Source organism: Micrococcus luteus (genome assembly GCF_022664405.1).
In the GTDB taxonomy this organism is placed as follows: domain Bacteria; phylum Actinomycetota; class Actinomycetes; order Actinomycetales; family Micrococcaceae; genus Micrococcus; species Micrococcus luteus.
The window spans coordinates 39,635-53,833 of sequence record NZ_JAKRLB010000008.1 but is presented as its reverse complement, the minus strand read 5'-3'; the positions used below and the strand labels follow the sequence as shown (position 1 = coordinate 53,833).

Below are 14,199 nucleotides of genomic sequence, written 5' to 3'. Positions count from 1 at the left end.
CGCTGACCCCGAGGCCGCGGAAAACATCACGCTGACGTGCGCTAATCCGCCTCGTCGTGGGAGAGTGGGGGACGCGTGCCCGCGCAGACCCCGCCCCCGACCCCAGGAGGCCCGCATGGCCCGGCCCCAGACCGTCCTCACCGTGCTGGCCGCCCGCCGGCTCACCCCGCACCTCGTGCGCCTGACCCTCGGCGGCGAGCAGTTCGACGCCGTCCACGCCCGCTGGGCGGAGAAGGGCGCCACGGACCAGTACGTGAAGCTGCTCTTCGCCGGCCCCGCGCTCGGCCTCGAGCCCCCGTACGACCTGGACGCCCTCCGCGAGCGCCTCGCCCCGGAGCAGCTGCCGGTCCGCCGCACCTACACGGTGCGCCGCATGGACGCGGCCGCCCGCACCATGGACGTCGACTTCGTGGTCCACGGCGCGTCCGACGACGGCGCCGCCCCCGGACGCGACGGCGGCCTGGCCGGGGCGTGGGCGGCGTCCGAGCCGGTGGGGCAGCAGGTCGCGTTCCTGGGCCCCGGCGGCGCCTACCGACCCGACCCCACCGCTGACTGACACCTGCTCGCCGGCGATGAGTCCGCGCTGCCGGCGATCGCCGCCGCCCTCGAGGACCTCGCCGCCACGGACGCCGCGGCGGCCGGTCTCGCGCTGATCGAGGTGACCGACGCCCGGGACGAGGTGCCCCTGACCGCGCCGGCCGGCGTCGAGGTGCGCTGGCTGCACCGCGGCGGCCCCTTCACCCCGGAGACGACGCGGTTCGCCGCCGCCGTCGAGGATGCGGCGTGGCGGGAGGGGCGGGTGCACGCGTTCGTGCACGGCGAGCGGGAGCAGGTCAAGCGCGTCCGGGCGTACCTCACGGACGTGCGCGGCGTGGACCGGCGGCAGCTGTCGGTGAGCGCGTACTGGGCCTACGGCCGCGCCGAGGACGTGTTCCAGGCGGAGAAGCAGACCCCGGCGGGGCAGATCTTCGAGGACGGCACCACCGGCGGCTGACCCGCACAGGGACGGCACATCCGCGGCTGCGCCTCCGGCCCGCCGCGAACGCCACCTTCACCGAGTGGAACGCGGTCGAGGCGCACGAGGCCCCCGCCTCGGAGGACGTCTTCGACCTGACCGAGCTGCAGGAGCTGGCCGGCTGACCCGCTGCGCGATCCGGGTGGGCCGGCGGGGCGCCACGGCATGATGTCCTGATGGACCGCACCGCTCCCACCCCGCCCGCGAACGTCCTCGCCCCGGACCTGCCGGAGGACATCGCACGGGAGGCGATCGCCTTCCGCCGGCGCCTCCACGGGCATCCGGAGCTGGACCTGCACCTGCCCCGCACCCAGGCCGCCGTCCTCGAGCGGCTCGAGGCCCTGCGCGCCGAGGCGGGGGAGGATGCCGCCACCGGCCGCCCCGCGCTGGAGACGAGCGTGGGCCGGGCGCTGAGCTCCGTCGTCGTGGTGCTGCGCGGCGGGGCCCCGCTGCCGGAGGGGACCCGGCGGCCGGTCGTGCTGCTGCGGGGGGACATGGACGCCCTGCCCGTCACGGAGGAGACCGGGCTGGAGTACGCCCCCTCCGTGCCGGGCACCATGCACGCCTGCGGCCACGACCTGCACACCGCCGGCCTCTACGGCGCGCTGGCCTGGCTGGTGCGCCGTCGCGGGGAGCTCGCCGCCGACGTGGTGGCCATGTTCCAGCCCGGGGAGGAGACCGGCGGCGGCGCCCTGCACATGATCCAGGAGGGACTGCTGGAGGCGGCCGGGCGACCGGTGGACGCCGCCTACGCGATCCATGTCTCCTCGGGCACGTACCCGCGCGGCGTCCTGCTCAGCCGCCCGGGGGCGATCCAGGCCGGCTGCGACGACCTGGTGGTGACGGTGCACGGTCGAGGCGGGCACGGCTCGGTGCCGCACCTGGCCCAGGATCCGGTGCCCGTGGCCGCCGAGATGGTGCTGGCGCTGCAGTCCGTGGTCACCCGGCAGTTCGACGCCTTCGACCCGGTGGTCGCGACCGTCGGGCACCTGAGCGCGGGCACGGCAGCCAACATCATCCCGGACAGCGCCACCCTCGCCCTCACCCTGCGGACCTTCTCCGCGCCCGCCCGCGCCCGGCTGCTCTCGGCCGTGGAGCGCATGGTGCACGGGATCGCCGCGGCGCACGGCATGAGCGCACAGGTCCGGACGGACTGCGCGTTCCCGGTGACGGCCAACGACGCGGACGCGGTGGCCTTCGTCCGCCGGACCGTGGAGGACCTCTACGGGTCCGACGCCTACCGGGAGCTGCCCGAGCCCGAGCCCGGCAGCGAGGACTTCTCCGAGGTCCTCCAGCGGGTGCCCGGCGCCTACATCCTGCTCGGGGCGGTCCCGGAGGGCGTGGACCCGGATGAGGCGCCGGTCAACCACTCCCCGCAGGCCGTGTTCGACGACGCCGTGGTGCCGCGGGCCGCTCAGGTGCTGGCCGAGCTGGCGCTGCGGACGGCGCCGGTGCCGGCGTCCTGAGCGCGGCGGCCGGCCCGGAGCACCTCGGCGATCTGCCCGACGCACGGCTCGTTCTGCAGGCTCGTGGTGTCCCCGAGCGCGGTGCCCTGGTGCAGCTGCGTCAGCAGCCGCCGCATGATCTTGCCCGAGCGGGTCTTGGGCACGTCGGGGACGAAGACCACCTCGGCGGGCTTGGCCACCGGCCCGATCACCCGCCCCACGTGCCGCCGCAGCTCCTCGGCGCGGTCGGCGGCGGAGGCGCCGGGGCCGTCATCGCCGGCCAGCCAGCTCTCGTGCGCCACCACGAAGGCGACGGCGGCGTGCCCGGTGGTCTCGTGCGGCACGGGGCACACCCCCGCCTCGATCACCTCCGGGTGCGCCACGAGGGCGGACTCGATCTCGATGGTGCTCAGCCGGTGCCCGGAGATGTTGATGACGTCGTCCACGCGCCCGAGGATCCAGACGTCGCCGTCCTCGTCCCGCTTGGCGCCGTCGCCGGCGAGGAACCAGCCCGCCTCGCCCTGGTCCGCGTAGTCCTCCCAGTACGAGTGGAAGTAGCGGGCCGGGTTCCGCCACACGGTCCGCGCCATCGCCGGCGAAGTGCGGGTGACCACGATCCGGCCCTGCAGGCCCTCGGGCGTGGGGGCGCCGTCGTCGTCGACCACGGCCACGTCCACCCCCGGTAGGGGCCGGGAGCCGCAGCCCGGCTTGAAGGCCGTGTCCGTGGGGCGGGGGGAGAGCACGGTGGCGCCCGTCTCGGACTGCCACCACGTGTCCACCATCGGCAGGTCCGGGGTGTCCCGGCCGATCTGGGTGCGGGCCCACGTCCAGGCCTCCGGGTTCACGGACTCGCCCACGGTCCCGATCAGACGGATCGAGGACAGGTCCGGACCGCCGTCCGCGTGCGCCGGGATCCCGTCCGGATGCCAGCCCTTGAGCGAGCGGATCAGGGTGGGCGCCGTGTAGTAGCTCGTCACCCGGTAGCGCTCGATCACCTCGAAGTGCCGGCCCGGGTGCGGGGCGTTCGGCACGCCCTCGTAGATCACCTGCGTGACCCCGTTCGAGAGCGGACCGTAGATCTCGTAGGTGTGCGCGGTGACCCAGGCCAGGTCCGCGGTGCACCAGTGGACGTCGTCGTCGCGCCGTGCCGGGTCCGGGTGGGAGAACAGGAAGTCGTGTGTCCACGAGGCCGCGGCGAGGTACCCGCCGGAGGTGTGCACGAGCCCCTTGGGCTGTCCCGTGGTGCCGGAGGTGTACATGATGAACAGCGGGTGCTCCGCGTCGAAGGCGCGCGGGGTGTGGGTGTCCGGCTGGCGGTCCACGACGTCGTGCCACCACAGGTCCCGGCCCTCGGTCCACGGGATGTCCCGGTGGCCCGTGCGGTCCAGGACGAGGACGTGCTCGATCGCGTTGTCCCCGGACACGGCCTCGTCCGCGTTGGCCTTCACGGGGACGGCGGTGCCGCGGCGGAACTGGCCGTCGGTGGTGACGAGCAGCTTGGCGCCCGTGTCCTCCACGCGGAACCGCAGCGCCTCCGCCGAGAACCCGCCGAACACGAGCGAGTGCACGGCGCCGATCCGCGCGCACGCCAGCGTGATGACGATCGTCTCGACGAGCACGGGCAGGTACACGACGACGCGGTCGCCCGCCTCGATGCCCAGCTCCTCGAGGGCGTTCGCGGCCTGGGCGACCTCGCGCTGCAGCTGTGCGTAGGTGACGGCGCGGCGGTCGCCGGGCTCGCCCTCGAAGTACAGGGCGACCTTCTCCCCGCGCCCCGCCGCCACGTGGCGGTCCACGCAGTTCACGGCCACGTTCAGGGTGCCGTCCTCGTACCAGCGGATCTCCGGGCCGCGCTCGGCGGCCGGGTCCGGGGCGGTGAGGGAGCGCGTCCGGGTGAAGGGTCGCTCCCAGCTCAGACGTCGGCCGGCCGCCTCCCAGAACGCGAGCCGGTCCGCCTCGGCCACCGGGCGGCCGTCGCCGCGCCCGCCGTGCAGCCGGTCCGCCGGGCGGCCGGGGTGGACGTCCGGGTCGGCGGCGTCGACGAGCGCCTGCGGGAGGGGGCCGGGCAGCGTGGCGAGGGCCGCGGCGGGCACGCCGTCGTTCGGTCCGCGGACGGCCCCGGAGGCGCCCTCCTCGGCCGGGTCGGGGCGGGCGGGGTCCTCGGTGGGCGTCATGGGCGGCGGTCCTCCTGGTCGGCGGGTCCGACCAGGCTAGGGACGACGACGACGGCGCCCCGCCCGCCGTCGTCACCGGCGGTCATGCTCGGCCCGCCGGACCCCCGCGGGCGCCCGGCGCGGGCCAGGGCGACGGCGGCCGGTGTGGATCCCGTCCCACGGCCGGGTCGCCCCGGCCGCCGGCCCGCCCGCGCGTGTCAGAGTAGGGCCATGACCACCTACGCCACCCTCGCCGCCCGGTACGCCGACGCCTTCGACTCCGTCGCCCACGGCGAGCGGGCCCGCGAGGCGGGCCGGCACCTGCCGTTCGTCGCCCTCGGGGAGCTGCAGGCCGCCGGGTTCGGCAAGGTCGGTGTCCCCGAGGACGCGGGCGGCGAGGGCGGCGGCAGCGAGACCGTGCTGCGCCTGCTCATGGACCTGGCCGCCCGGGACGTGAACACCGCGCACGTCTGGCGCTCCCACCTCGTGTTCATCGCCACGGCCATGGACCAGGCGCCCGCCCGTCGGGAGCGGTGGCTGCGGCACATCGTCGACGGGGACTGGGCCGGCTCCGCCCTGGCCGAACGCGCCGGCGGGGCCGCGCCGGGCCGTGCCGCCACCCTGGCCAGCCGGGACGAGGGCGGCACCTGGGTCGTGCGGGGGCAGAAGTACTACGCGACCGGCTCGGCCTTCGCCACGTGGACCGCCGCGACCGTGGGCATCGAGGGGGCGGACCTCGTCTCCCGCCGGAACTCCAAGCGGGCCGGGGGCGCGGTCCGCGAGCCGGACCGGGCCGTCGCCGTCGTGCGCGTGCGTCAGCCGCGCGTGGGCATCAAGGACGACTGGGACGGCTTCGGCCAGCGCCTGACCGCCACCGGGTCCGTGGTGCTCGACGACGCCGCGGCCGAGGAGCTGCTCGAGGTGCCGCGGCAGGACGGGCCCGTGCCCGTGCTCATGGAGGCGACCCTGCTGGCGCTGCAGGCCGGGATCGGCCGGGCGGCGCTCACGGAGGGCACGCAGCTGCTGCGGCAGCGGCGCCGCACCTTCAACACCGGCACGGCCGCGCTGCCCAAGGACGACCCCCAGCTCCTCGAGATCATGGGGCAGCTGGCCGGGCGGCAGGCCGCGGCCGAGCTGATGGTGCGCGAGATCGGGCGGCTGCTCGACGAGGGGCAGGACGGCGCCGACGGGGCCGGCCCGGCGGAGGCCGACGTCGTGGCGGCGTCCGCCGAGGCGATGGCGGCCGCGTACCGGGCCCAGGCCGTGGTGCCGGAGGCCGTCCTCGAGGTGTGCACCCGCATCTTCGACACGCTCGGCGCGTCGGCGACGTCGGCCACGCTGCGGCTCGACCGGCACTGGCGCAACGCCCGCACCCTCGCCACCCACGACCCGGCGGCGTTCAAGGTGCGCATGGCCGGCGACTGGCTCGTGAACGGCACCCCGCCGACCGCCTACACGTCGGCCGGCGAGGTCCCCGAGGGGGACTGACCCGACGACCGGGCGGCCGGACGTGCCGGGCTCAGGCCCAGCGGCGCAGGGCCCGGCGCTCCAGCAGGCCGAGCAGCCAGTCGGTGAGCTTGCCGAGCACGGCGAGCAGGATGATCGCCAGGATCAGGCGGTCCGTGCGTCCGTTGTTCTGCGAGTCGGTGAGCAGGAAGCCCAGGCCCATCGAGGAGGCGATCAGCTCCGCGGCCACCAGGAACAGCCAGGCCTGGGCCAGGGCCAGCCGCAGGCCGGAGAACACGGCCGGCACCACGGCGGGCAGCTGCACCGTCCGCAGCAGGGACAGCCCGTGGTAGCCGAAGGCCCGACCGGCCTCCACCAGGTGCGGGTCCACATGGCGCAGGGCGGCGTAGACGGTGGTGAACACCGGGAAGAACGCGCCGATCGCGATGAGGGTGACCTTGGACTCCTCGCCGATCTGCATCCACAGGATCAGCAGCGGCACCCAGGCCAGCGAGGGCACCGCGCGCAGCGCCCCGATCAGCGGGGCGAACAGCGCGTCCGCCCACCGGGACAGCCCGAGCGCGGACCCCACGGCCAGCCCGAGTGCGGCGCCGAGCAGGAAGCCCAGCAGCACGCGCTGGGTGGAGATCCCCACGTGCAGCCACAGGTCGCCCCGCTCCAGCAGGTTGACGCCGGCGCTCAGCACCGCGCCGGGGGAGGGCAGCTGCACCGCGGAGAGCAGCCCGGCGGCCGTCACCGCCCACCACAGCACCAGGAGGACAGCGGGCACGGCCAGGCCCACCACCGCCCGGGCGCCGAGCCGGTCCAGCACCCGGGGCCGCGGCCGTCGGCGTGCCCCTGTGTCGCCGTCGTCGTGACCTGACCGCTCGCGCGCCTCGAGGCCCGTCGTCGCGGCGGGGGTGGTCAGGGCGGTGCTCATCGGGTGGCCTCCTCGGCGAAACGGGTGTCCAGGATGCTCGCCAGCGCGGCGTCCACCTGGTGCTGGTAGTCGACGGACCCGGTGTCGACCAGGATCCGTCCGACCCCCGTCAGGGCGTCGAGCAGCTCCTGGCCCGGCACGGGGCTGACGTCCGCGTTGGTGCGTTCGAGGATCACGGTGCGGGCGACGTCGGGAGAGATCTTCGCGGCCTCGGCCAGGATCCCGATGGTCTCGTCCGGGTGCTCGAGCGCCCAGGCGCGGGCGCGTTCGTACGTGTCCAGGACGGTCTGGGCGGTCTCCGGGTCCTCCTCGAGGAAGGACTCCGTGGCGTTGAGGACGGAGAACGTGTTCAGGGCGAGGTCGCGGTACAGGAAGCGGGCGCCCTCGGCCTCGGCCTTCGCCATGATGGGGTCGAGCCCGGACCACGCGGCCACCGAACCGCCGGCGAGGGCGGCGCGGCCGTCGGCGTGCTGCAGGTTCTGGATCTCGACGTCGGCCGGGTCCACCCCGGCGGCCTCGAGCGCCTGCACGGCGAAGAAGTAGGGATCCGTCCCGCGCGTGGCGGCCACCGTGCGGCCCGCGAGCTGGGCGACGTCCGTGATGTCCGAGCCGGGCGGGACCATGAGCGCGGACCACTCCGGTCGGGAGGCGATGCCCACGATGCGTGTGGGCGCTCCGTTGGCCCGGTTCAGCAGCGCGGCCGAGCCGGCCGTCGACCCGATGTCCACGGAGTTCGAGCGCAGGAGCTCGTTGGCTTTGTTGGAACCGGCGGAGAACACCCAGTTCACCCGGACGCCGCGGGGCGCGAGCGTCTCCTCCAGCCATCCCTGGTGGCGGATCACGAGGGAGAGCGGGTTGTAGGTGGCGTAGTCGATGCTCAGCGTGTCCCGGTCATTCACCGGGCCGGCCCCCGCCTCACCCTGCAGGACACATCCGCTCAGGCCCAGGGGCAGGGACGCGGCCAGCAGGCCGAGCGCCGTGCGACGGGTCAGGCGTGTGGAGCCGGCGCCGCTCATCGGGCGTGGCTCTCGACGCCGAGGCCCTCGAGGAGCTCGGAGCGCAGCCGGGCCAGGCGGGTGTCCGCGCGGTCGCGGGGGCGGGCCCCCGGCACGTCCACGATCCGCCCCACGGTCGCTCCGGGGCGGGCCACGCCGTCGGGTACCGGGACGTCACGGGCGAGCAGCAGCACGCGGTCGGCGAGCTGCAGGGCTTCCTCCACGTCGTGGGTGATGAGCAGGACGGTGGTGCCGGTGGCGGCGTGCACGTCCAGCAGCAGGTCCTGCATCTTCAGACGGGTCAGGGCGTCGAGGGCGCCGAAGGGCTCATCGAGCAGCAGCACGCCGGGGCGGCGCGCCAGGGCGCGGGCGAGCGAGGCCCGCTGGGCCATGCCGCCGGAGACCTCCCGGGGGCGGTGCTCCGCGAAGGGCGCGAGGCCCACGAGCTCGAGCAGCTCCTGCACGCGGTCCCGGCCCGCGGCGCGGTCCAGCCCCCGCCCCCGGGGCAGGCCGAGTTCCACGTTGCGGCGCAGGGTGCGCCAGGGCAGCAGGCGCGGCTCCTGGAAGCCGACGGCGGTGCGTTCGTCATAGGGGCGCACGGGCGAGCCGTCGATCAGCAGCTCTCCGTCGAAGTCCGGGTCCAGGCCGGCCACGGCGCGCAGCAGCGTGGACTTGCCGCAGCCGGAGGCACCGATCACGGCGAGCACCTCGCCGGGCGCCACGGTCAGGTCCACGTCGCGCAGGACGACGCGTGGTCCGTCCGCGGTGGGGAACGTGCGCCCGACGCCGCGGAAGACGACGTCGAGGCTGTGACGGTCCTCGTCCCGGGCCGGGGTGGAGGCGGTGGCACGGGAAGGCGCGTGCACGCTCATGGAGGGCTCCCATCGTCGCTTCGTCGTCGGTGCCGGCGCCGGGCGGATGCGGATGCCAGCAAACCACCGCGGGCCCGGTCGGCTGCGAGTCTGCCCCGCTGTCGACGCCGGAGGGCCGCACGGGCGTCACACCGGCGGCGCCGAGGCCAGCGCCGAGCCAGACGTTTCGGTCGTCGCCGCAGGGTGGAGGCAGCAGATTTCTCTGGCTCAGCGCTGGGGTGCCGCTGGGCCGCAACGGGGCCGCCACCCGCGGGCGTGTCCTCCGTCACGGTCAGGGCATGTCACGAACCGGGCGCCGGACGCGTGGCCGAGCCCGGCGGGGCCGTCATGAACCCCTGGGCCGGACCGACTTCCACCGCCGGCCGCGTCGGCGTTGCATGGTGCGGAACCGTCGCCCGCCCGGTCGCGCCCCTGCGACCGGGCGGCCCTGGAAAGGAGACCCATGAGCACCGCCGAGAACGCCGGGGCCGGAGCACCCACCCGCCCGGACGAGCACCGCGAGATCCTCTTCAACGCATTCGACATGAACTGCGTCGCCCACCAGTCCCCGGGGCTCTGGCGTCACCCCGACGACCACGCCCGCGACTACAACACCCTGGGCTACTGGACGCACCTGGCGCAGACGCTGGAGAAGGGCCTGTTCGACGGCCTGTTCATCGCCGACGTCCTCGGCCCGTACTCCGTGTACGGCGGCACCTCCGAGGCCGCCATCAGGACCGGCGCGCAGACCCCCGTGAACGACCCGTTCCTGCTCGTCTCCGCGATGGCCGCGGTCACCGAGCACCTCGGCTTCGGCGTCACCGCCGGCACCGCCTACGAGCACCCCTACCCGTTCGCCCGCCGCCTCGCCACGCTCGACCACCTCACGGGCGGCCGCGTGGGCTGGAACGTGGTCACCGGCTACCTGCCCTCCGCCGCCCAGAACATGGGCCAGGACGACCAGATGGAGCACGACGAGCGCTACGAGCACGCCGACGAGTACCTCGACGTCGTCTACAAGCTCCTCGAGGGCTCGTGGGAGGACGACGCCGTCGTCTACGACAAGGAGTCCGGCGTGTTCGCGGACCCGGCCAAGGTCCACGACATCGCCCACGAGGGCAAGTGGTTCAAGGTCCCCGGCCACGCCGTCACCGAGCCGTCCGTGCAGCGCACCCCCGTGATCTACCAGGCCGGCGCCTCGACGCGCGGCCGCGCCTTCGCCGGCAAGCACGCCGAGGCCGTGTTCATCAACTCCCCCACGAAGGAGCTGGCGGCCGCCACCGTGAAGAAGATCCGCCAGGCCCTGGTGGACGCCGGCCGTGACCCGTACGACGTGAAGATCTTCGCGATGCAGACGATCGTCACCGGGGCCACCGACGAGGACGCGCGGGCCACGTACGACGACCTGGCGCAGTACGTGGACCCGCTGGGCGGCCTCGTGCTCATGTCCGGCTGGATGGGCATCGACCTGTCCCAGTACGACCTGGACGAGCCGATCGGGGACGTGAAGTCGAACGCCATCCAGTCCACCGTGGAGACCTTCCAGAAGGCCTCCGGCACGGACGAGGAGTGGACCGTGCGCAAGCTCGCCGAGTGGGTGGGCATCGGCGGCTTCGGCCCCGTGATCGTTGGCGGCGGCGAGTCCGCGGCCCGCCAGCTCGTCGAGTGGGCCGACGAGACCGACGTGGACGGCTTCAACCTCGCCTACCACATCACCCCGGGCACCTTCGAGGACGTCGTGGAGTTCGTGGTGCCGGAGCTGCAGAAGCTCGGTCGCTACAAGACCGCGTACACGGACGGCACGCTGCGCCACAAGCTCTTCGGCCGCGGCGACCACCTGCCGCAGAACCACCACGGCGCATCCTTCGCCCTGCGCCGCCGGTAGGGTGACGCCAGTGGCCGCGGCGCCCTGCCTCGGCCGGCAGCAGCCCCAGGAGGAGAACATGCAGCGCAGACGTGCCGTCCGCGCGGCCGGGCTCGGCGTCGTGGGCGCCCTGGCCTTGGCCGGGTGCGCATCCGAGCCGCAGTCGGCGGGGGAGGCCTGGCATCAGGCCCGCACCCAGTTGGACGAGGCCGAGACCGTCCGACTCGAGACCGCCTACACCACCGGCCGTCAGGGCCCGCACTCGGTCCGCTGGGACATCGCCGGCCGGCTCGACGGCGGCGACGCCGAGTCGAAGGGCGTCATGCAGGTCGGCCGGGACTCGCACATCACCATGGAGTCCCGCCAGGTCGGCGAGGACGTGTTCGTCCGGGTCGACGTGGACGGGTCCGACGTCCCGGACGACGTCCAGATGATGTACTCCGACCCGCAGTGGCGCCGTGTCCCGGCCGGTGAGGGGCAGGAGCCGCCCCTGAAGTCCCTCCTCGACCAGGTGGGCTTCCCCGCGGCGGACGCCCTCGACGGCGCCGAGGTGCGCGCCGAGGAGGTCGACTGGGACGGCGGCACGGCCTACCGCTACGCCGTGCCCGAGGAGGTCGCCGACGCGGCGATGGCCGACGGCGACGCCACCCGGGTGCACTCCTTCACGGTGGACGACGACGGCGAGCTGGTCGCGCTCACCGTCGACGACGGCCGGGCCACCCAGCAGTACGCCCTGAGCGACTGGAACCAGATCGAGCCGGCCGAGGCGCCGGAGGAGGTGGCCGAGTGAGGCAGCGCCAGACCCAGACCCGCCGCACCCGCCGCGGCCTGTCCCTCGCCGCCCTCGGGGCGGCCGCCCTGCTGCTGACCGGCTGCGCCTCGGGCGACGACGCCCCCGGCGCCTGGGACCGCGCCCGCACCCAGCTCGAGGAGGCCGACTCCGTCCGCATGGTCACCGAGCTGCGGTCCGAGGCCCCGAGCAACGGGCGCGCGGTCCCGGACTCGGTGGACATCTCCGGTCCCGTGGACGGCTCGTCCATGCGGTACGTGTCCGTGTACCAGGACGACGGCCTGATCACCCGGGACGAGTCCCGGATCGTGGACGGCACCGCGTACTCCCGGTTCACGGTGGAGCGCGCCGGCACGAGCGGTGAGGACCGCCCCGCCTATGTGGAGCGCTGGACCGCCACCCCGTACGAGAGCGATCCCAGCGCCACCGGCATGGGCGCGATGGTGAGCTCGCTGCTGGGCTCCCTGCCGGAGTCGGGCGGCCTGGACGACGTCGAGGCGGACGCGGACGGCATCCGCCGCAGCGGTCAGGATGCGATCCGCTACGTGCTGGACGAGCCCGTCTCGGGCCCGCAGGAGGGCGTGGAGCTGACCGCGTTCACGGTGTCCAAGGAGGACGGCCGCCTGCTCACCGTGGAGACCGAGTCCGCCGGCACGAAGGCCGTGGTGACCCTCTCCGAGATGGGCGGGGTGGATCCGGTGCAGGCCCCGCCGGCCGACGAGGTCCTGAAGCAGGACGGCTGACCCGGCCCACGGCGGCGGCCCGCCTCCCCTCGGGGAGGCGGGCCGCCGTGTCTGCGCGGGTCAGCGCGTCAGCGGACCCTCGTCACCCAGCGGGGTGGACGGGTCCGAGATGGTGTCCGGCTCGGCACCGTGGCGGGCCGCCGAGGTGATGTTGTCGTTGTTGGACTCGGTCACGCGGTCGTCGCGGACGTCGTTCTTCTTGTCGTTGCCCTGCATGGCATCCTCCACCTTCGTCGTGGCCTTCTGCACCGGATCGGACTTCTTCACCTCAGCGAACTTCTGCTGGGCGGTCTCCTGGACCTGGCCGACCTTCTCCTGGGTCTTGGGGTCGTTCCAGAGCTTCTGGGCGTTCTGGGTCATCTTCTCGAGGTTCTTGCGGCCCTCGGCGGAGCCGAGCAGGTAGCCGAGTGCGGCGCCGAGGCCCAGGGTGATGAGGCGCATGGGTGGTCTCCTTCATGTGTCGGGACCGCGCCGACCCTCTTGGACGGGCCGGGCGGCGCGCTGGCGCGCTGTCCTGGGATCACTCTGGTCATCGGAGCCCGCCGCGTCAACGACTGAGGCGCACGGCCACGACGATGGCGAGCACCACTCCCGTGCCCGCGACGACGGCCGAGCCCGAGAGCACGGCGTCTCCCGCGTGCGTCGGGACGGGGTCGTTCTCGCCGGTGAGGAGGGCCTCTTCCCGGTCGAGCCCCTCGACGGCGCCCAGGCCGCGGGGCGAGGAGGCTCGCGGGAGGGGTGTGTACACGATGAATCCACGGGGCGGGCCTGGGAGGCACATCCGCCCCAGGGGCGGACCTTCTTCAATTCTGACGAGCCCCCGAAACACGACGAGCCCCACTGCGCAGGGCGCGTGATCGGAGGGGGAGGAAAATCCTCTGCAACGGATCGGTCGCGGCGTCGGTAGTCCTGGTGTGAGCGCAGTCGGCGCCTCGCCCCGCAGGACCCTCGACGAACAGGAACGACACCATGCGCAAGTCCCTCCCGGCCGCCGTCACCACCGCCCTCGGCATCGCCGTCCTCGCCCCCCTGTCCGCCGCCGCCATGGACGCCCCGTCCGGCGCCGAGCTCTCCGTGCTGCACGCCGTGCCCGCGACCCCCGTGGACGTCTACGTCAACGGTGCCCTCACCCTGGACGACTTCGAGCCCGGCGACCTCGCCGGTCCCCTGGAGCTCGCCGCCGGCGACTACGAGGTCGCCATCACCGCCGCGGACGCCATGGATGACTCCGCCCCGATCCTCGGTCCCGTCACCCTCACCCTCGCCGACGGCGGCGACTACACCGCCGCCGCCCACCTCGACGCCGCCGGCACGCCCACGGTGACCGCGTTCGAGAACGACACGAGCGCCGTCGCCGCCGGCGAGGGCCGCCTCACCGTGCGTCACATCGCCGCCGCCCCGGCCGTGGACGTCTGGGCCGGCGAGGACGTCGTCGTGCCCGGCCTGGAGAACCCGGACGAGGCCTCCCTCGAGGTGCCCGCCGGCACCGTCTCCGCCGCCGTGTCCGTGGCCGGCACCACCGACCCCGTGATCGGCCCCGCCGACGTCGAGGTCAAGGACGGCGTCACCACGATCGCCTACGCCTGGGGCTCCGCCGCCGACGGCACCCTCGCGCTGGCCACCCAGGAGGTCGCCGCCGACCACAGCGCGCCGGGCTCCGTCCCCGCGGGCATCGACGTCGCCCCCGCCCAGGACTCCACCGGGATGCTGGCCGCCGTCGGCGCCGGTGCGGCCGCCCTGGTCGCCGGCGCCGTCCTCATGGCCCGCCGCCGGGCGGCCCGTGCGTGATGAGTCCTGCGGGCGGGGTCCGTCCCGCCCGGAGATGGGGACCGTCGGCCGTGTGCCGGCGGTCCTCGCCCTCGCCGCCGTCGTCCTCACCGGCTGCGCGCCGTCGGCGGCGGTCTCCTCCCTCCCGTCCGAGCAGGGGCGGGGCTCCGTCGTCGCGATGACGCCGGGC

12 protein-coding genes and 1 pseudogene are annotated in these 14,199 nt (G+C 74.7%); 7 read left to right on the top strand and 6 right to left on the bottom strand.

The window, feature by feature from the left end; genetic code table 11:
• Positions 1-115 precede the first annotated feature (115 nt).
• Together MF605_RS05265 and MF605_RS05260 are read left to right on the top strand one after the other, a co-directional pair.
• Positions 116-994: pseudogene (locus MF605_RS05265) on the top strand (siderophore-interacting protein).
• A gap of 197 nt (positions 995-1,191) precedes the next feature.
• A complete protein-coding gene (locus tag MF605_RS05260) occupies positions 1,192-2,481 on the top strand; it encodes a M20 metallopeptidase family protein (protein WP_134416792.1) in 1,290 nt (429 codons plus the stop codon).
• On the opposite strand, the gene acs is transcribed toward MF605_RS05260, so the two are convergent.
• Positions 2,430-4,634, bottom strand: coding sequence for an acetate--CoA ligase (gene acs, locus MF605_RS05255; protein ID WP_134416790.1), 2,205 nt, complete (start codon positions 4,632-4,634; stop codon positions 2,430-2,432). The genes MF605_RS05260 and acs overlap by 52 nt on opposite strands.
• Before the next feature lie 210 nt (positions 4,635-4,844).
• On the opposite strand from acs, the gene MF605_RS05250 reads away from it, so the two are divergent.
• Entirely contained in the window at positions 4,845-6,101 is a 1,257-nt protein-coding gene (locus MF605_RS05250; protein WP_134416788.1) for an acyl-CoA dehydrogenase family protein, read from the top strand.
• 31 nt (positions 6,102-6,132) lie between these two features.
• Here the strand turns inward: MF605_RS05250 and MF605_RS05245 are convergent, their stop codons facing one another.
• The 3 genes from MF605_RS05245 to MF605_RS05235 are packed head-to-tail and all read right to left on the bottom strand — an operon-like array spanning position 6,133 to position 8,866.
• Complete coding sequence (locus tag MF605_RS05245; protein ID WP_134416786.1) at positions 6,133-6,999, bottom strand: ABC transporter permease; 867 nt, start codon at positions 6,997-6,999, stop codon at positions 6,133-6,135.
• A complete protein-coding gene (locus tag MF605_RS05240; protein WP_134416784.1) occupies positions 6,996-8,015 on the bottom strand; it encodes an aliphatic sulfonate ABC transporter substrate-binding protein in 1,020 nt (339 codons plus the stop codon). The genes MF605_RS05245 and MF605_RS05240 overlap by 4 nt, the downstream gene beginning before the upstream one ends.
• Positions 8,012-8,866, bottom strand: coding sequence for an ABC transporter ATP-binding protein (locus MF605_RS05235; protein WP_134416782.1), 855 nt, complete (start codon positions 8,864-8,866; stop codon positions 8,012-8,014). The genes MF605_RS05240 and MF605_RS05235 overlap by 4 nt, the downstream gene beginning before the upstream one ends.
• A gap of 442 nt (positions 8,867-9,308) precedes the next feature.
• Here MF605_RS05235 and MF605_RS05230 point away from each other — a divergent pair, with 442 nt between their 5' ends.
• From MF605_RS05230 to MF605_RS05220, 3 genes are read left to right on the top strand one after another with little or no spacing between them, the layout of a single operon-like run.
• The gene (locus MF605_RS05230) at positions 9,309-10,730 is read left to right on the top strand and encodes an LLM class flavin-dependent oxidoreductase (protein WP_095695251.1); all 1,422 of its coding nucleotides are present in this window, start codon (positions 9,309-9,311) and stop codon (positions 10,728-10,730) included.
• 58 nt (positions 10,731-10,788) lie between these two features.
• Positions 10,789-11,499, top strand: a complete 711-nt coding sequence (locus tag MF605_RS05225) for a Tat (twin-arginine translocation) pathway signal sequence (RefSeq protein ID WP_241253049.1) — start codon at positions 10,789-10,791, stop codon at positions 11,497-11,499.
• On the top strand, positions 11,496-12,242 hold the full coding sequence (locus MF605_RS05220; RefSeq protein ID WP_049147412.1) for a hypothetical protein: 747 nt from the start codon (positions 11,496-11,498) through the stop codon (positions 12,240-12,242). The genes MF605_RS05225 and MF605_RS05220 overlap by 4 nt, the downstream gene beginning before the upstream one ends.
• 60 nt (positions 12,243-12,302) lie before the next feature.
• Here the strand turns inward: MF605_RS05220 and MF605_RS05215 are convergent, their stop codons facing one another.
• Positions 12,303-12,683 carry a YtxH domain-containing protein gene (locus MF605_RS05215; RefSeq protein ID WP_134416779.1) on the bottom strand — a complete coding sequence of 127 codons (381 nt, stop codon included), beginning with the start codon at positions 12,681-12,683 and terminating at the stop codon, positions 12,303-12,305.
• Positions 12,684-12,789: 106 nt separating this feature from the next.
• Positions 12,790-12,990 carry a P-type ATPase actuator domain-containing protein gene (locus MF605_RS05210; protein ID WP_242821244.1) on the bottom strand — a complete coding sequence of 67 codons (201 nt, stop codon included), beginning with the start codon at positions 12,988-12,990 and terminating at the stop codon, positions 12,790-12,792.
• 221 nt (positions 12,991-13,211) lie between these two features.
• On the opposite strand from MF605_RS05210, the gene MF605_RS05205 reads away from it, so the two are divergent.
• Positions 13,212-14,030 (top strand): DUF4397 domain-containing protein, encoded by an 819-nt coding sequence (locus MF605_RS05205; protein WP_049148008.1) that lies wholly within the window; start codon positions 13,212-13,214, stop codon positions 14,028-14,030.
• The last annotated feature ends 169 nt before the right edge of the window (positions 14,031-14,199 follow it).